15 protein-coding genes are annotated in these 16,055 nt (G+C 62.6%); all 15 read right to left on the bottom strand.

Going from position 1 to position 16,055, the window contains the following annotated elements; genetic code table 11:
- Positions 1–145: 145 nt before the first annotated feature.
- The 15 genes from holA to E8K79_RS17935 all read right to left on the bottom strand — a co-directional run bounded on the left by holA (position 146) and on the right by E8K79_RS17935 (position 16,055).
- A complete protein-coding gene (gene holA / locus E8K79_RS18005; protein WP_136515915.1) occupies positions 146–1,150 on the bottom strand; it encodes a DNA polymerase III subunit delta in 1,005 nt (334 codons plus the stop codon).
- Between the two features lie 81 nt (positions 1,151–1,231).
- Entirely contained in the window at positions 1,232–1,753 is a 522-nt protein-coding gene (lptE, locus tag E8K79_RS18000) for an LptE family protein (RefSeq protein ID WP_136515914.1), read from the bottom strand.
- 18 nt (positions 1,754–1,771) lie between these two features.
- Positions 1,772–4,246 (bottom strand): leucine--tRNA ligase, encoded by a 2,475-nt coding sequence (leuS, locus tag E8K79_RS17995; protein WP_136515913.1) that lies wholly within the window; start codon positions 4,244–4,246, stop codon positions 1,772–1,774.
- A 251-nt stretch (positions 4,247–4,497) separates the two neighbouring features.
- The gene (locus tag E8K79_RS17990; RefSeq protein WP_129127110.1) at positions 4,498–4,875 is read right to left on the bottom strand and encodes a response regulator; all 378 of its coding nucleotides are present in this window, start codon (positions 4,873–4,875) and stop codon (positions 4,498–4,500) included.
- A gap of 29 nt (positions 4,876–4,904) precedes the next feature.
- Positions 4,905–5,723 (bottom strand): GAF domain-containing protein, encoded by an 819-nt coding sequence (locus E8K79_RS17985; protein WP_136515912.1) that lies wholly within the window; start codon positions 5,721–5,723, stop codon positions 4,905–4,907.
- A gap of 28 nt (positions 5,724–5,751) precedes the next feature.
- Complete coding sequence (locus E8K79_RS17980; RefSeq protein ID WP_136515911.1) at positions 5,752–6,819, bottom strand: protein-glutamate methylesterase/protein-glutamine glutaminase; 1,068 nt, start codon at positions 6,817–6,819, stop codon at positions 5,752–5,754.
- Positions 6,816–7,682 carry a CheR family methyltransferase gene (locus E8K79_RS17975; protein ID WP_136515910.1) on the bottom strand — a complete coding sequence of 289 codons (867 nt, stop codon included), beginning with the start codon at positions 7,680–7,682 and terminating at the stop codon, positions 6,816–6,818. Before E8K79_RS17975 ends, E8K79_RS17980 begins: the two co-directional genes overlap by 4 nt.
- A complete protein-coding gene (locus E8K79_RS17970) occupies positions 7,682–9,670 on the bottom strand; it encodes a HEAT repeat domain-containing protein (RefSeq protein ID WP_281276109.1) in 1,989 nt (662 codons plus the stop codon). The genes E8K79_RS17975 and E8K79_RS17970 overlap by 1 nt, the downstream gene beginning before the upstream one ends.
- Positions 9,671–9,700: 30 nt before the next feature.
- Positions 9,701–10,819 carry a response regulator gene (locus E8K79_RS17965; RefSeq protein ID WP_136515908.1) on the bottom strand — a complete coding sequence of 373 codons (1,119 nt, stop codon included), beginning with the start codon at positions 10,817–10,819 and terminating at the stop codon, positions 9,701–9,703.
- Positions 10,813–11,322: a chemotaxis protein CheW gene (locus tag E8K79_RS17960; protein WP_136515907.1), complete on the bottom strand. Its 510-nt coding sequence runs from the start codon at positions 11,320–11,322 to the stop codon at positions 10,813–10,815. Before E8K79_RS17960 ends, E8K79_RS17965 begins: the two co-directional genes overlap by 7 nt.
- Positions 11,319–11,711 carry a response regulator transcription factor gene (locus E8K79_RS17955; protein WP_136515906.1) on the bottom strand — a complete coding sequence of 131 codons (393 nt, stop codon included), beginning with the start codon at positions 11,709–11,711 and terminating at the stop codon, positions 11,319–11,321. The genes E8K79_RS17960 and E8K79_RS17955 overlap by 4 nt, the downstream gene beginning before the upstream one ends.
- Before the next feature lie 26 nt (positions 11,712–11,737).
- Entirely contained in the window at positions 11,738–12,502 is a 765-nt protein-coding gene (locus tag E8K79_RS17950) for a chemotaxis protein CheW (RefSeq protein ID WP_136515905.1), read from the bottom strand.
- 145 nt (positions 12,503–12,647) lie between these two features.
- Positions 12,648–13,448, bottom strand: a complete 801-nt coding sequence (locus E8K79_RS17945) for an ExeA family protein (protein ID WP_136515904.1) — start codon at positions 13,446–13,448, stop codon at positions 12,648–12,650.
- Positions 13,448–15,523: a chemotaxis protein CheA gene (locus tag E8K79_RS17940; protein ID WP_136515903.1), complete on the bottom strand. Its 2,076-nt coding sequence runs from the start codon at positions 15,521–15,523 to the stop codon at positions 13,448–13,450. Before E8K79_RS17940 ends, E8K79_RS17945 begins: the two co-directional genes overlap by 1 nt.
- Positions 15,524–15,689: 166 nt before the next feature.
- Positions 15,690–16,055: a response regulator gene (locus E8K79_RS17935; protein WP_129127121.1), complete on the bottom strand. Its 366-nt coding sequence runs from the start codon at positions 16,053–16,055 to the stop codon at positions 15,690–15,692.

Here is a 16,055-nt window from a genome sequence, read left to right as displayed (position 1 = left end):
CGGCGACGGGCCCTCCGGCTCGACCTCTACGAGATCACCACACCAAGGGGCCGGTTAGATTTCCCCCTCCCCTACCCTCCCCCTCCAGGGGAGGGAGCTAAAACGCCTCTGCCTTCATCTGCCTTTCTTTCCTGCAACTGACTTCTTAGCGCCTGCCTTCCGGCCGCCGGCATGCTTCCATTACGAAACGCTCGAAAAGCGGCTCTTCAAGTCCGCCTGACTTGAAGGCTACATCCAGCTCCAACATCTTCTCGAAAATCCGCTTCAGCTCAGCGGCCGTGTAGTTCTTCGCCTGCGCGGTCACCTTGCCGAGAAAATATGGGTTGATCCCGGAGGCCTTGGCCAGCTCGGACTGCGGCACCTTCCGATCCATGAGCTCGCGCACCTGCCAGAGCTGGCGGTAATGCCGTGCAACGGCACCCAGGACGCGCAACGGCGCCTCGCCATCCTGGAAAAGGGAGGTCAGCAGCTTGAGCGCACGGGGAAGCTCCTTGGAGCCCAGCGCATCTGTGAACTCGAAGACGCTCTCGACCTTGGTGTCCGAGACGATGGTTCTCACGTCGGCCACGGTCACCGTCTCGTTCTTGCCGCAGTAGATGCAGAGCTTCTCGATCTGGGAGACAAGTTCCTGCAGGTTGTTTCCTACGAGGTAGGCGAGAAGTTCGGCGGCTGCGGGCTCGATCTTCTTGCCGGCGGCACGCACCTCGTCGCGCACGTAGGGGCCCAACTGGTTCTCGTAGGGGCGCTTGAATTCCACAGCCTCACCGCGCTTCTTGAACTCGGCGTAGAACTTCTTGCGGCCGTCGACCTTCTCAGCCTGCAGGATGAGACAGGTGCCGGGTGACGGGTCCTGCAAATAGGGGAGCAGTACCTCCATGGCAGCGGCGGAGAGATCTCCCCCCTTCTTCACCAGGACGACGCGTCGTTCGGCGAACATCGGCAGGGTCTGTGCCGCGCTGAACACCTCATCCCCCTTGCATTCGTTGCCGTAGAAGACGTTCAGGTTGAAGTCGCGGAACCCAGGATCTACGGCGCGATCCATGAGTTTCTTCACGGCACGCTCGACCAGGTACGGCTCGTCGCCGTACAAAAGGTACAGGGAAGCGAGCTCCCCTTTCTCCACGGCCCTGTTGAACTCTTCCGGTTTCATGAACACCTCATGCGAAAAAAGCCGCCCACCAGCCTTATGCTGAATGGGCGGCGTTGTGGTTTGCGAACCGCGCTGAACAGACTAGAAACGCTGGCTGATCTGCTGCCAGACCCGCTCGGAGAGACGACGGCACACCTTTTCTATCGCGGCATCCTCGGCATTTTGCTGCAGTGCGATATCCGCGTTCACCGGGTAGACCTGCTGTTCGGAGAGATCCCCCTTCCAGAGCACCTTTTGCGAGCGTTGCTCACGCAGCACGGCCTGCACGGTAAGGACCGCCCGATACTCCTTTATCGCGTCCGCCGCGGTGTAGGAGACGGGCGTCGTGCCGTAGGAGACTACGGTGCCGGTGAGTTCGAAATCGGCACGGTCGGCGGGGAGGACGCGCCCGCCGGTACGAAGCGCGAATTCATTGATCATGTGACGACCAAGAACCGCTTCCACACCGGCACGGTAGCTCTTGTTGGCGAAGAGGACGACGTTGACGCCGCCCCCCTGCGCCAGCGGGCCGTGTTGGACAACGGGGCGGTAGCCGCAGCCGCTGAGGGCAGCGACCACGAGAAGCGCCGCGCCGATGCGGCAAAGTAGTCTGCGCGATGACATGATACTTTTCCCCGCGCCCTAGGCGACCACCACGCTGACCAGTTTGCCCGGAACGTAGACGACTTTCTTGATCTCCTTCCCTTCCAGGTACGGTTTGATCTTCTCGTCGGCGAGGGCGGCGGTGCGCACGTCCTCTTCCTTGGCGTCCGGGGCGACGGTCAGCTTGCTTCTTAGCTTGCCGTTCACCTGGACGACTACGGTGATCTCCTCGTCCACGACGGCATCGGCGTCATAGCTGGGCCAGCCGGACGCTTCGAGCCCGACCTCGTGGCCGAGTTCAGCCCAGAGTTCTTCGGCGAAATGCGGCACGAAGGGGGCGAGCAGACGGATAACCGACTCGGCGGCCTCGCGCACCACGGCGACGTTCTCCGGGGCGTCTTTGGCGCCGAAGCCCTGGATGGAGTTCACCAGCTCCATGACCGCAGCGATGGCGGTGTTGAAGTGGAAACGCTCCTCGATGTCCTCGGAGACCTTCTTGATGGTCTTGTGCACCGCACGGCGCAGCTTCTTCCCTTCTGCGGAAAGTGCGTCTGCCTTGACGGCACCGGCCCCTTTGATCGCCGGCAGGACGTCGAAGACCAGGCGCCAGACGCGGTTCAGGAAGCGGTAGCTGCCGTCCACCCCCTGGTCGCTCCAGTCGAGGTCCTTCTCCGGCGGTGCCGCGAAGAGAGAGAAAAGGCGCGCCGTGTCGGCCCCGTAGCGCTCGATGAGGGCGTTCGGGTCGACGACGTTCCCTTTGGATTTGGACATCTTGGCGCCGTCCTTGATCACCATCCCCTGGGTCAAAAGGTTGGAGAACGGCTCGTCCACGTTGCAGTAGCCAAGGTCCCTCAGCACCTTGGTGAAGAAGCGGGCGTAGAGCAGGTGCAAAACGGCGTGCTCGATCCCGCCGATGTACTGGTCCACCGGCATCCAGTGCTCGACCTTCTCGCGGTCCAGCGGACCTGCGGTGAATTTCGGCGAGCAGTAACGCAGGAAGTACCAGGAGGACTGCACGAAGGTGTCCATGGTGTCGGTTTCGCGGCGGGCCGCCTCGCCGCACTGCGGGCAGGTGCAGTTGGTGAAGCTCTCGACGCGCGCGAGCGGGTTCCCCCCCTCGCCGGTGAACTCGGCATCCATCGGGAGCACGACCGGCAGGTCCGTCTCCGGGACCGGCACCACGCCGCAGAGGTCGCAGTTGATCACCGGGATCGGGTTCCCCCAGTAACGCTGGCGGGAGATGCCCCAGTCGCGCAGGCGGTAGTTGACCGTCTTCTTGCCGATACTTTCCTTCTCGAGGAAGTCGGCGATGGCCTCCTTGGCGTCGCCGTTGCCCATGCCGTCGAAGCGCCCCGAGTTGACCATGGTCCCCTCGTCGGTGTACGCCTCGGTCATGGTCGCGGCGTCAAGGGTCTCCCCTTCCGGCTGGATCACCACCTTGAGCGGCAGGTCGTATTTCTTGGCGAACTCGAAGTCGCGCTGGTCGTGGGTCGGCACCGCCATGACCGCGCCGGTACCGTAGCCCATGAGGACGAAGTTGGCGAGGTAGATCGGCATTTTCACGTTGGTGAGCGGGTTCACGCAGTAAGATCCGGTGAAGACGCCTTCCTTCTCCTGGTCCTCGTCGGAGCGCTTGATGCGGTCGATCTTCTTCACCTTGTCGATGAACGCCTCGACTGCGGAACGCTGCGCGTCGCTTGTGAGCTCAAGCGCCATGGGGTGCTCGGCGGCAAGCGACATGAAGGTGGCACCGAAGAGGGTGTCCGGCCTGGTGGTGAAGACCTTGATCTTGGAGAGTCCACTCTCGAGCGGGAACTCGATCTCGCAGCCTACCGAGCGGCCGATCCAGTTCCTCTGCATGGTGAGGACGCGCTCGGGCCAGCCGGAGAGCTTGTAGGTATCGTCCAGAAGTTCCTGGGCGTAGTTAGTGATCCTGAAGGACCACTGCTCCAGTTCCTTCTGTTCGACCAGCGAGTCGCAGCGCCAGCAGCAGCCGTCCTCGACCTGCTCGTTGGCGAGCACGGTCTCGCATTTAGGGCACCAGTTGACGGCGGAGGACTTCTTGTAGGCGAGCCCCTTCTTGTACATCTCGAGGAAGATCTTCTGCTCCCACTTGTAGTAGTCGACGTCGCAGGTCGCGAGTTCGCGCTCCCAGTCGTAGGAGAGCCCCAGGCGCTTTAGCTGCCCGCGCATGTAGGCGATGTTCTCGTAGGTCCACTTGGCGGGATGGCTCTTGTTCTGGATGGCCGCGTTCTCGGCCGGCATGCCGAAGGCATCCCAACCCATCGGGTGCAGCACGTTGTAACCCTGCATGCGCTTGAAGCGCGCGATGACGTCGCCGATCGAGTAGTTCCTCACGTGACCCATGTGGATCTTACCGGAGGGATAAGGGAACATCTCCAGGAGGTAGTACTTCTTGCGGCTCGCGTCTTCGGTCGCCTCGAAGCTGTTGTGCGTTGCCCAGAACTGCTGCCATTTGCCCTCGACCGCCGAGGGGACGTATTTCTCTTCCATTTGAAGCCCACCTTCGAGCGCCCCCCTCAAGGGGACGCGCAATTTATTTAGTATGCAGCGATGATGGCTGCGGGGAATTTTGAAAAAAGGAGCCTTTAAGGCTCATGGGGACCATGGTAGGACTCATGGGAGCCATGGGAATAATGGGAGTCCTTGGAATCATGGGTATCACAGAACCCGAGGCCTGCTAAACCTAAAGGACGACCGGCACCGGGGCACGCCTCTCCGGACGCCCCCGGTTCGAGCACTTCCTAGACGATCCTGAGCAGCCCCTTGGCGACGTCGAGGATCTTCGTCGGCTGGATCGGCTTGGTGATGTAGTCGTTCGCACCGAGGGCCAGGGCGCGCTCGCGGTCTTCCTGGGCTCCTTCGGTGGTGATGACCACGATCGGGATCGCCTTGTAGTTGGCGTCGTTACGCACCAGGCTCACCAGCTTAAGCCCGTCCATGATGGGCATGTTGATGTCGGTGAGAATCAGGTCGAAACGCTCCGAGGAAAGCTTCTTCAGACCGTCGACCCCGTCGTTGGCCTCGACGATGCGCACCCCCCTGATACGCTTCAGCGCAAAGGCGATCAGCTGCCTCATGGTGGGTGAATCTTCGACTATCAATACGTTGTAATCTGACATCTGAACTTTATCCCCCATTACAACATCTGTTATTTCGTCAAGAGATCAATGAACCCCTGAATGGTCGACAACTTCCGCTCCGAGTCGTTGTAAAGACGCGAACTGAAGATCGCGGTCGCGGCATGCCCGGCGAGCAGGGTGAAGAGCTCGTAATCGACCGCGGCGAACTCCGTTTTCTGCATCAACAGCTTGTAGATCGCAAGAACGCCGATGACGTGCTCCTTGATCTTGAGCGGGATGCAGACCATCGGGGCGTTGAAGTCGCGCTCGTAGGCGTCGCAGTCGGCGGCGAAGTGACTCTCACCGGACTGTGCCACCCCGCCGATGATCCCCTTACCTAGGCGCACCACCGGGATTTCGCTCCGGTCCACCCCCTCGGTGGAGACCGCCTGCAGTTCGTCGCTCTTCTCGTCCAGAAGAAGGATGGCGAACTCCTCGGCACCGATCAGGTTGATGATGATCTCGGTGATGATCTGGAGCACTTCCTTGAAGTCGAGCGTGGAGTGGAGCTGGTAGCTCGCGATGTAGAGGTTGGCGAGGTTGTTGTTCTCGTCCTCTATCTCGATGTAGCGCGCGGCGAAGTCCTGGTTCTCCTCCTCGACCTGCTTGATCCGGTCCAGGATCTCCTGCTTCTCCCTTTCCAGGTCCGCGATCCGCTCGCTAAGCTTGGTGAGCTCGGCAGCCGGCGCGGCTTCGCCCGAAGACTGGCCATTCTCCAGCTCCAGCAGCCGGAACCTCAGGCGCTCGTTCTCCCGAAGCAGATCCTGGGTGAACTCCGCTCCCTTCTTGAAAACCTGCAGGAACTCTTCGCCCCTGCTATGAACCAAACGTTCATCGTCCTTTTGCATGCGCACCCCGGCTTACATCGTCTTTTGATCAACCAAATCGCGGCACGAGGCCGCAACGAAGCACTATCTCCCGCACCATGGCATCCATGGGCACCACCCTGTCCACGACTCCCGTCGCTATCGCCTCGCGCGGCATACCGAAGACCACGGCGGACTCCTCGGATTCCGCGATGACCTGGGCGCCTGCCGTCTTGGCCTCGCGCACCCCGGCGGCGCCGTCGTTCCCCATCCCGGTAAGCACGACGGCGAGCATCCGGTTGCGGTAGAGTTCGGCACAGGAGCGGAACATCACGTCCACCGACGGTACGTACCTGTCCTTGAGCCCGGGAGGAACGACCCTGGCGACGACCTTGTCCCCCGACCTCTCGAAAATGAGGTTTCGCCCGCCCGGCGCGATGAGCGCACGCCCGGGGAGCACCTCGTCGCCGTCCTTCGCCTCGCGCACATCGAAGCCGCTGCTGCGGTTCAGTCTCTCGGCGAAGGCGGTGGTGAAACCGGCCGGCATGTGCTGAGAGACGACCATGGCGAAGGGAGGCGCCTCCCTGAACGATGCGAAGATACGCTGCAGCGCCGGCGGACCTCCGGTGGAGGAGCCGATGGCAACGATATCTACGCTGCTGTTCGCCCCGGCGGCTACCGCGGGAACGGTTACCTCGGGAGCGGGAGGGGCCGGTTCGACCCGCTTCTGCACCCGCGCCATGTTCAGCTTGAAGACCGCCTGGACCTTCTGGTGCAGGTCCTGCTGGATCTTCAAAAGTTCGTCCGAGATGACACTGGTCGGCTTGGCGATGAAATCCACGGCGCCAAGCTCGAGCGCCTTGAAGACCTTCTCGTCACCGGAGGTGGAACTGATCACGATCACCGGGACCGGCGTACTCGCCATAAGGATGCGGAGCATGGTGAAACCGTCCATGCGCGGCATCTCGAGGTCCAGCGTCACCAGGTCCGGGGTGAGGTCGATGACCCTGCGAATCCCCTCCTCGCCGTTTGTGGCGTATCCCACCACCTGGACGCCCGGGAGTTCCTCCAGCATCCTGGTGATAGCGCGGCGATTATAGGCCGAATCGTCGACGACTACTACACGTATCTTTTTCACGAGGCCACTCCGACGCTGATCGTATCCGTCTTCTGATAGACCATGTCATTTTTCAAGTGCTTCAGTGCAAATGCGGTCGATATGTTCATGAGCGACTCCGAGTGCCCCAGCAGGAGGTACCCGCCGCCGCGCAACGTATTGTAAAAAGATTCGATCACCCGTTTCTTGGAACTCTGGTCGAAGTAGATGATCACGTTACGACAGAAAATCACGTCCATCTTCCCCAGAAGCGCCAGACGGTTGGCGTCAAAGAGGTTCATCTGGCTGATGGTGACCAGCTCCCGGACCTCGTCACAGATGCGGTACCCCTCGTCGGTCTCCGTGAAGAAGCGTTTCAGGTAGTGCTCCTCGGTCGCACGGAACGATGACTTCGTGTAGACCCCCTTGCGGGCCTGCTGTACCACGCGGTGGCTTATGTCCGAGCCGACGATCTCGATGCGCCACCCATGAAGCCCCATCTCGAGGAGGAGCATCGCGATGGTGTAGGGTTCCTCTCCGGTGGAGCAGCCGGCACTCCAGATGCGCAAAGTGCGCTCGCGCTGCTTCAGCTTCAAAAGCTCAGGCACGATCTCGTCGGTGAAGGCGCTTAGCTGGAAGGCCTCACGGAAGAAGTAGGTCTCGTTCGTGGTAAGGAGATCCATGATATCGGCGATCTCCTCTTCCTTCCTGCGATCGTACTTCAGGAACTGGTAGTACTCGCGGAAGCCGGACAGGTTGTGATGGAACACCCTCTGCGACAGACGACGGTCGAGCAGGTACTTGCTGTCGTCGTCGAAAAAGAGGCCGCAGTGGTTGTAGATCAGGTCCCTGATCAGGCGGAATTCCTCTTCCGTCAGTTGCAGTTCCGGTTCGAAATATGGCATTAGCGCAGCCTGTCGATGAGTTCGGCGATCTCGCTCTTCACCAGCGGGTCCGATTCACGGGCAAGCGCCTGATCCAGAACGGCCAGGGACTCAGCCCCCTTAAGCTGCGCCACGGCGCGCACGAAGGAGCGCCGCACCATCCAGTGCGGGTGCCCCAAAAGCTCCTCGCGATGCTCGCCGATCCACTCGGTGCCGAAGCCGGAGAGGATCCCGATGGCGGCCTCGACCACTTCCTCGTCGCTGTGACTGAGCGCCTTTTGCACCGGGGCGAGCGCCTTGGCTCCGCCAAGTACCGCAACCGTGTTGAGCGCCGCGATCAGCACCTGTCCCTGAGCCTTATCCAAAAGCGCCATGACGCCTGGAAGCGCCTCGGCGTCCCCAAGCCCGGCGAGCCCCTTGAGCGCCGCGGTCTGCACCCAGGGGTCCGGGTCGTTCAGCGCAAGGCAAAGGGGGGCCAGAACGTCGCGGCCGCCGCGTTCCGCAAGGGCCTGGGCGGCGGCGATGCGCACCTCCGGTTCCTCATCGGAGAGAGAAAGGACAAGCGCCGCAGGCGCCTGCGGCGATTCCACCCGCGCAAGCGAGGCGACTGCGGCGCGGCGCACCGTGGCGTCCTCGTCCTTCACGAGCAGGGCGAGCCGCTCCCCATCGGAGAGCGCGCCGAGGATGACCGCGGCGTCCCGCCTTTTGCGCTCGTCGCGGCTGCGCAGAAGCTTGGAGCAGATGGCGCAGACCCCGTCGCGGTCGGCGGCGGCCAGACGCTGTACCGCATCGAGCGCACCCTCCCGCACCTGTGGGTCGTCATCATCAAGAAGCGCTGCCACGCGCGGTGCCGCGCCCGCAGGCGCGAGACGTCCCACAGCGAGGGCGGCGCAGCGACGGACCTCCGCGCCTTCGTCCTCGAGGGCAGAGAGAAGCAGTGCGTCACTACCGCGGTGCTCCGTTTCCGCGATCAGTTGCACGATCACCGCCCGTTCGTTGGAGCCGGCAACCGGGAAGTGCTCGAGAAGCAGCGGCAGGACCGGTTCCCCTATGCAGCGCAGCGCCTCCAGGCACCCAGCGCGCAGCCTCTCGGCACGGGCGGCCCGCACCAGAGGGAGCGCCGCGCGCTCGTCGCGCATGATGCCGCAAAGCTGCGCCAGCAGGGCGATCAGCACCGGGTCCTCGCCGTGCAGCGAGTCGATGAGCTTTTTCGCCGCCAGGGTGCCGGCAAGCTCCCTGAGTTGCAGGTCGATCAGCGTCTCCCGCTCCTGAACCGGCAGGCGCCCCCTGATCCGCATGAGGGCTACGGCGGCCGCCTCGCGGGCGTTCTTCGCCTTCTCGTGCATCCCCTGCAAAAGCAGCGGGACGCATTTTGCGTCGCCGATCACGGCAAGACAGTCGTAGGTCGCCCGCCGCAAGAGACCTTCCTGCAAAAGCGGCTCGAGCTTCGCAAGCGGCACCGGGATACCTATCGAGGAAAGCGCATCGAGAACGGTGAACTTGAACCAGATCTCGCCGCCGTCAAGCACCTTGAGGAGGTGCGGCAGGGCGCGTCGGTCACCGATCTTTCCGAGATTCTCGGCGGCGGCTACCCTGACGTTCATGTCCTCGTCGTCCAGCGCCCGCACCAGAAGCGGCACGCAGGCAGCGCAGCGGATGTTACCGAGGATATCGATGATGAACTTGCGCAGGTCGTGGTCCGGGTCCTCAAGGTGAGCACAGAGCTTTTCAACAGCGGGCTCCCCGATCCGCTCCAGCGACTCCACCGCCGAGTTACGCAACCCCGCGTTGTCCGAGGCCCGCAAGAGGTCTATGAGAGCCTCGAGCGCCCCGGCGGAAAGAGGTTGTGCCTGCAGCACCACGCTCACCGCCTCTTTACGCACGCGCCAGCTGTCGTCCGCCATGGCGCGGAACAGCAGTTCCATCGCCTCCGGGAAGGGACGCCCGCGCAGTGCCATGACGGCAAACCGTCTTTGCTCCTCGTCAGGGGCTGCGAGTCTCTCGTTGATTTCTTGCAGATCGGTAGACAGGGTGATCTCCTAGACGTTCAGTTCGGCTCGTTTTTTTGCGATCAGTTCCTCGAAGGCGTCCTTCAGGAAGCTGGTGGTGTCGCGCACCTGTTGGGAAACACGCTGCTGGTACAGGTACTCCCCTTCGCGGATGTCGTCGGCTAAAAGCTCGTAAAAGCTCCCTTCGCGCACCCCCTGCTCCACCTTAGCCTGGTTGTAGAGGACGATATCGGAAACGATGATCCTCGCCAGACGCCGCGCCTTCACCTGTTCCTCCGGCAGTTGCTGCGCCGGGGCCGGGGAAGCTGCGGGTGCCGCGGGAGCAACCGGGGGCGCCGGCACTTCACGGGCAGCTTCGAGTACCGGCGCTTCAACGGGAGTCGGCGCCTCGACCGGTGCGGCCTCAACCGGTTCGGGGACCTCAACCGGGGCAGGTACTTCCACCGGAATCGGTGCGGCCGCGGGAACCGGGACTTCCTCGGGAGCGGGGACGGCTGCGGGGGCCGGGGCCGCTTCGGAAGCGGGCGGCACGGCCATGGAGGTCGCCTCGACCTCACACTGCCTGATCTCGCTGCGGCTTTGCTCCTGCGCGGCAAGTTCGCTCTCGGTCGGACGCACGACAGGAGGCATCCCGCCGGAGGTGAGCCGGTAGATCATGGAGACCAGCGAGTCCGGGATATGGTGCTTCTCGATGTAGTCGTCGGCGCCGTAAAGGGAGTTCGGCGAACGCTTATAGCGGGTCTTGTCGTAAATCGAGGCGATGAGTACGATCTTCACGCCGGAAAGTGCGGGGTCCTGGCGCACACGCTCGCAGACCTCGAATCCGAACATGGTGGGAAGCGCCACGTCGAGAAGAAGCACCGCCGGTTTCTCCCGCTGCACCGTCTCCAGCGCCTCCTTGCCGTCAGTGCAGAGAAAGAGCTTGAAAGGCTCGGCGGCCAGAACCTTCTCGACCGCCTTGCAGAAGGCGGCACTTTCGTTTGCTACCACCACCTTCAGCCCGGCCGTCGGCGGTGCAGCACTCCGCTCACCCTTGCGCACCAGGCGAAACACCGCCTTGCAACTGGAGCAGCGCAGCTTCTTCGCCTCTTCCGGACCGGTAACGGTAACATCGAATCTCTTCTTGCAGTTTGGGCAGACTATCAGCATGCTTGGCTCTTTTTCGTCGTGGAAGTGGTCCCCGCCTGGGGGGTGAAGCAGCCCAGTTGGGCCTTCTCCTGGAAGGTGAGCAGGGCGTCTATGTTCAAGAGCATCACCGGCACTTCCTGCACCAGGCAAAGCCCCACCATGTACTCGCTCCCCACGATCCTCACGCCGCGCGGCGGCGCCTTCAGCTCCCGCATCGGGATGGTGATCATCTCGGTGACCTCATCCACCATAAGGGCCAGCGGCTGCCCGGAGATGGAGAGGATCAAAAGACGCGCGGTCTCATTGTTTTCCGCGGGGGGAAGCCCGAAGCGCTTCCTCAGATCGACGACCGGGATCACCGAACCGCGCAGGTTGATCACCCCCTCTACGAACGGGAGCGCCCTCGGCAGCGGCGCGAGCTTCGGAACCCTGATGATCTCCCTGATGCGCATGATGTCGACGGCGTAGAGCCCGTCGTCCATACGCAGGCAGGCGACCTGGATTTCCTGCAGTTCCTCAGTCATCGCCCCTCCTTCTCCTGCTGGTTGCCGAGCAGTTCCTCGATCACCTCGAGCACCTTGATCGATTTGAAAGGCTTGGTGATGTAGGCGTCGGCGCCGACCTGCTTGCCGTGCTCCAGGTCGCGGCTGCTCTTTTTGGCGGTCAGCATCACCACCGGGATGGCGCGCGTCGCCTCGTTTTCCTTTATGTGCCGGCAGACCTCGAAGCCGTCCATGTCCGGGAGCATGAGGTCCAGGACGATTAAATCCGGCGCCTGCTCCGCGATCGAGGCCAGGGCCTCCTTGCCGCCACGTACGCCGGTCACCTGATACCCTTTAGAGGTGAAGAGGATGCTCTCAAGCTTCAGCAGACTCTCTTCATCCTCGACCACGAGGATCCTGTTCTTCTCCATGCTTCCCCCCTGCCGCCCCGTGGCTCTTACAAAAGCCCTACGTCCAGTACCTTTTCCATGTCGAGCAGGATGAGCATCCTGCCGCTCACCCGGCCGATGCCGAGCACGAACTCGCGGTCGATCCCCTCGAGGACCACCGGCGGAGGTTCGATACCACCTTCGGCGATGCGCACGACCTGCACCACCTCGTCCACGAGGACGCCTGCGTAGCCGTTTTCCCGCTTGACCACCACGATGCGCTCGCGCTCGGAGACCGCACCGTCGGCGAGGCCTAGGCGCGCCTTTATGTCGAAGACGGGTATGATGTTGCCGCGCAGGGAGAGGATGCCGCGGACGAAACTCGGTACCCTTGGGACCTCGGTCACCTCGCGCGGTTTGATGATCTCCTTTATGTCCATGATGCTGATGGCGTACTCCTCGCTTGCCACCCTGAAGCAGAGAAGCTCCACGCTGGCCGCGTCCAGTACCTCCTGCTGCGAGACCTCGAGTTCGAAGGAGGCCGACTCGCGCCCCTTAAGGATCACCGCGGCCGGGTCGAAGACCTCGGGCTCTTCCTCGAAGGCGTCGAAAGTCTGCGTCTCCGCCTGCCATGGGCGGGACGCCAGCGGCAACGGATCAGGGTCGACGACGGCCGGTTCGAAATCGAGTTCGTCGAACGCGTCCGCCTCGCGCTCCGCCGGAGCATCCTGCGCCGGTTGCGGCGCGGGCTCAGCCTGAGGCGCCGCCCATTCCTGAGCCGTCCTCGGCGCCTCCCCGCGGGAAGCCTTTTTTCTGATCTCTGCAAGATTCATAGGACCTCGTAAACCCGTTCAGCGTTCAGCGTTCAACGTTCGGGGCATCAGCTTCAACGCAGGCCGCGCCTTCCATCAACGCAGCGGCAGATCGAACCCATCTTGCTTTAAACGTCGAACGCTGAACGTTGAACGTCTGTTCGGTTCAAGCAAGCAGCTCCGCCGCGGTCTCCTCGATGATCGCGGCGTCGATCCAGGCGGCATCCCTGCCGTAGCCGATCAAGAGCGCGTTGGTGGCGACGGCGTTGATGCGCCGCGGCACCCCGCCGGAAAGCTCGTAAATCCTCTGCACTGCATCGGGCGAGAAAAGCCCGGGCTCCCCGCCGGCCGCCACGATCCTGAAATCCAGGTACTCAAGCGTCTCCTCGAGCCCAAGCGGCGCCAGGTGGAAAGTGAGCGATATGCGCTGACGAAACGGCTCGTAGACCGGCGAGGCGAGCATCTCGCGCAGCTCGGGCTGCCCCATGATGATCACGCTCAAAAGGTTCCGGTCGTCGAGCTGGAAATTGGTAAGCAGGCGCAGCTCGTCGAAAAGGTCCCGGTCCGGAATCATCTGCGCCTCGTCGATCACCACCACGGGGATGCGCCCTTCGCCGTGCAGACGGTAGAGCGCCGTGGTGATCTCCTTCAATAGCTGGTCCTTCTGCGAGGAGGGGGTATCCACCTGCAGGCCGGAGGCGATCACGCGCAAAAGCTCGTCCGCGGTAAGGCGCGGGTTGAAGACGAACAGGAAGTGGTACCTGTCCCCCATGCGGTCCATGAGCGCCCGCGAGATCGTGGTCTTGCCGCAGCCGATGTCGCCGGTCAGAAGGGCGATCTCGGTCTCCTCCACCGCGTACTCGAGCCGCGCCAGGGCCTCCTGATGGCCGGAACTCATGTAAAGGAACCGGGGATCAGGGGTCTTGCTGAAAGGCTTCTCGATGAGACCGTAAAACTCCTTGTACATCAGGCGCTCCCCCGGGTGGCCTCGCTGATCACGCCCCCGACGTCAAGCACCAGGATGGTGCGCTGATCTCCAAGGTCCGCCGCACCGGAGATGCCGCGGAAGCCGGCGAAGGTCTCGCCGATGGACTTGATGACGATGTCCTGCTGCCCCAAAAGATCGTCGACCACGAGCCCGAGCCTTTTCTCAGCGACCCCCACCACGACCACGTAGCAGCTCTCCGGCGCCGGCGTTCCCCCTTTGAGCTCGAAGAACTCGGAGAGGCGCAAAAGCGGCAGCGTCGTCTCGCGCAGCTGGATCACCTCCTTGCGCTCGACGGTCCTGATCTCCTTCTGTTCAACGATGATGCTTTCGAGAACCGAGGTGATGGGGAGGGCGTAGGTGCGTCCCGCGGTGGAGATGATGAGCGCTTTGATGATGGCGAGGGTGATGGGGAGGGTGATCACGAAACGGGCCCCCTGCCCCGGGAAGTTCTCCACGTCAATCAGGCCGGAGAGGGCGGCGATGTTGGTGCGCACCACGTCCATGCCGACGCCGCGACCGGAGATCTCACTCACCGTGTCGGTGGTGGAGAAACCGGGGCGGAAGATGAAGTCGAGCGCCTCGCGGTCGTTCACCTCGTCCATGCGGTCGATGATGCCGAGCGCGATAGCCTTCTTCTTCACCCGCGACACATCGATGCCGCCGCCGTCGTCATCGACCTGGATCACGACGTGATTCCCCTTCTGGTAGGAGGAGAGGGTGATGGTTCCCTTTTCGTCCTTGCCCGCGGCGAGCCGTTCTTCGGGGGTCTCGATGCCGTGGTCGATGGAGTTTCTCACGATGTGCATGACCGGGTCGGAGATGTCCTCGATGATGAGCTTGTCGAGCTCGGTGTCCGCGCCGTAGAGCTTCAGGTCGACCTTCTTCCCCTGCTCGCGGGAGATCTTCCTGATGATGCGTGACATCTTGTCGAAGAGCTGCCCCACCGGGATCATCCTGATCTCCATGACCCCCTTCTGCAGCTCGGAGAGCTTCTTCTCGAGCCCCTTGGCGGCCTTGTTGAGATCCTGCGAAGGGACGATGAGGCCGTCGCGGCGCATGCGGGCGGCGACGTCGGCGATCATGGAGTGGGAGAGGACCAGTTCGCCCACGATGTTCATGAGCAGGTCGAGCTTCCCGATGTCGACGCGCACGGTGCGGCTCATGCTCTTCGCGCTGAGCGCCGTCTCCGCCGGCACCGGAGGCTGGAACTCCCCTTCCTCGTGCCCAGGTGCTGCTTCCGCCTCGACCTCGGCCTCGGCTTCCGCAAGGGTCTGCGCGCGGCGCGGGGCCTGGCTTTTACCCGCGTCGCCGAAGGCGGTGATGCTCAGGTGCTCGCGGTCGATGAGCGGGGTGAGTGCGTCAGCGGAGAGCTCCGAGCCGAAGAGGATCTCGAAGTCGATGCCTGAGTCGAGCCCGCTGGAGGCGGAGGGGAGCGTACTGATGACCTCGCCCGCCTGCTTCAGCGTCTCGGTAAGCTCCATGAGCTCGGAGTCAAAGGACGCAAGAAGGAGCGACACCCGGATCGAGTAGATGTTGCGTCCCTTCTTCACGTTCTCCAAGAGCCGGTGTTCCTCGTACTCGGTCATCGAGGAGAGGACCCGCTCGGGGATGTTGAGACGGGCAAGCGGCGAATCCTGGTTCCCTTTCGGGCCGCGGGTGAGGCAGTCGTTGATGCGCTTCATCGCCCCCGAGAGGTCGGCCCCCTCGCCACCCGACTCGCCGGCGCCGCGCACGAGCTGCGCCAAAAGTTCGGTCGACTCGAAGAGGGTGCTCACCACCGCCTGGTCCAGGTCCACCTTGCCGAGCCTCAGGGCGTCGAGGAGGTTTTCCAGGTGGTGGCCTAGTTCCGCGATGTCCGAGAGGCCGAACATCCCCGCGAGCCCCTTAAGGGAGTGCGCGCCGCGGAACACCGAGTTCACCAGGTCCGGATTGCAGTCGCCGGTATCCGCACAGTCGCTCAGCGAAACCAGGTCAAGACTCAACTGGTCGAGGATCTCCTCAGCCTCCGCGAGAAAATCCTTCAAAGCCTTCCCTATGTTGTCCTCAACGCTCATAGCCTCTTTCTCTCAACTGACGTTCAACGTTCAACGTTCAACGTTCAACGTTCGATTTGGCCTTCTGTTCTGTCTAAGACTGTCGTGTCTGCGTATTACTCCTGAAGCCGTCGCCGCTCCCTTTGCCACGGGCAAGTCGATGCGGAACGTTGAACGTAGAACGGCCTTATCCGAGATACTTCTGCACCAGTTCCTGCAGCTTCACCGGGTCAAACGGCTTCACTAGGTACTCGTTCGCCCCGAGCGCGCGCCCCTTCTCCAGGTCCTTCTCGCCGCTTTCGGTGGAGACGATGAAGAGCGGGATGGACTGGTAGTTCGGGTTGTTGCGCACGTAGCTGATCAGCTCCAGCCCGTTGATGTCGGGCATGTTGATGTCAGTGATGATCAGGTCCACCTGCTCGCGCGGCAAAAGCCGCAACGCCTCGAACCCGCTCGCCGCCTCAACGATGGTGTATTTCTCGAGTTCGTCTATGGTGGAGACCAGCATGGAACGCATGGTATTGGAATCTTCCGCTATGAGTATCCTCTTCAC

It is taken from the genome of Geomonas edaphica, from assembly GCF_004917075.1.
Lineage (GTDB): Bacteria > Desulfobacterota > Desulfuromonadia > Geobacterales > Geobacteraceae > Geomonas > Geomonas edaphica.
Note: the sequence above shows the minus strand (reverse complement) of the source record. Positions and strands in the feature narration are given on the sequence as shown.

What these genes read in the sequence shown, in the direction of transcription:
- holA (WP_136515915.1), bottom strand. Translation starts at nt 1,150, where the DNA reads ATGAAACCGGAAGAGTTCAACAGGGCCGTGGAGAAAGGGGAGCTCGCT.
- E8K79_RS17960 (WP_136515907.1), bottom strand. Translation starts at nt 11,322, where the DNA reads ATGACTGAGGAACTGCAGGAAATCCAGGTCGCCTGCCTGCGTATGGAC.
- E8K79_RS17955 (WP_136515906.1), bottom strand. Translation starts at nt 11,711, where the DNA reads ATGGAGAAGAACAGGATCCTCGTGGTCGAGGATGAAGAGAGTCTGCTG.
- lptE (WP_136515914.1), bottom strand. Translation starts at nt 1,753, where the DNA reads ATGTCATCGCGCAGACTACTTTGCCGCATCGGCGCGGCGCTTCTCGTG.
- E8K79_RS17940 (WP_136515903.1), bottom strand. Translation starts at nt 15,523, where the DNA reads ATGAGCGTTGAGGACAACATAGGGAAGGCTTTGAAGGATTTTCTCGCG.
- E8K79_RS17975 (WP_136515910.1), bottom strand. Translation starts at nt 7,682, where the DNA reads ATGCCATATTTCGAACCGGAACTGCAACTGACGGAAGAGGAATTCCGC.
- E8K79_RS17985 (WP_136515912.1), bottom strand. Translation starts at nt 5,723, where the DNA reads ATGCAAAAGGACGATGAACGTTTGGTTCATAGCAGGGGCGAAGAGTTC.
- E8K79_RS17950 (WP_136515905.1), bottom strand. Translation starts at nt 12,502, where the DNA reads ATGAATCTTGCAGAGATCAGAAAAAAGGCTTCCCGCGGGGAGGCGCCG.
- E8K79_RS17990 (WP_129127110.1), bottom strand. Translation starts at nt 4,875, where the DNA reads ATGTCAGATTACAACGTATTGATAGTCGAAGATTCACCCACCATGAGG.
- leuS (WP_136515913.1), bottom strand. Translation starts at nt 4,246, where the DNA reads ATGGAAGAGAAATACGTCCCCTCGGCGGTCGAGGGCAAATGGCAGCAG.
- E8K79_RS17945 (WP_136515904.1), bottom strand. Translation starts at nt 13,448, where the DNA reads ATGTACAAGGAGTTTTACGGTCTCATCGAGAAGCCTTTCAGCAAGACC.
- E8K79_RS17965 (WP_136515908.1), bottom strand. Translation starts at nt 10,819, where the DNA reads ATGCTGATAGTCTGCCCAAACTGCAAGAAGAGATTCGATGTTACCGTT.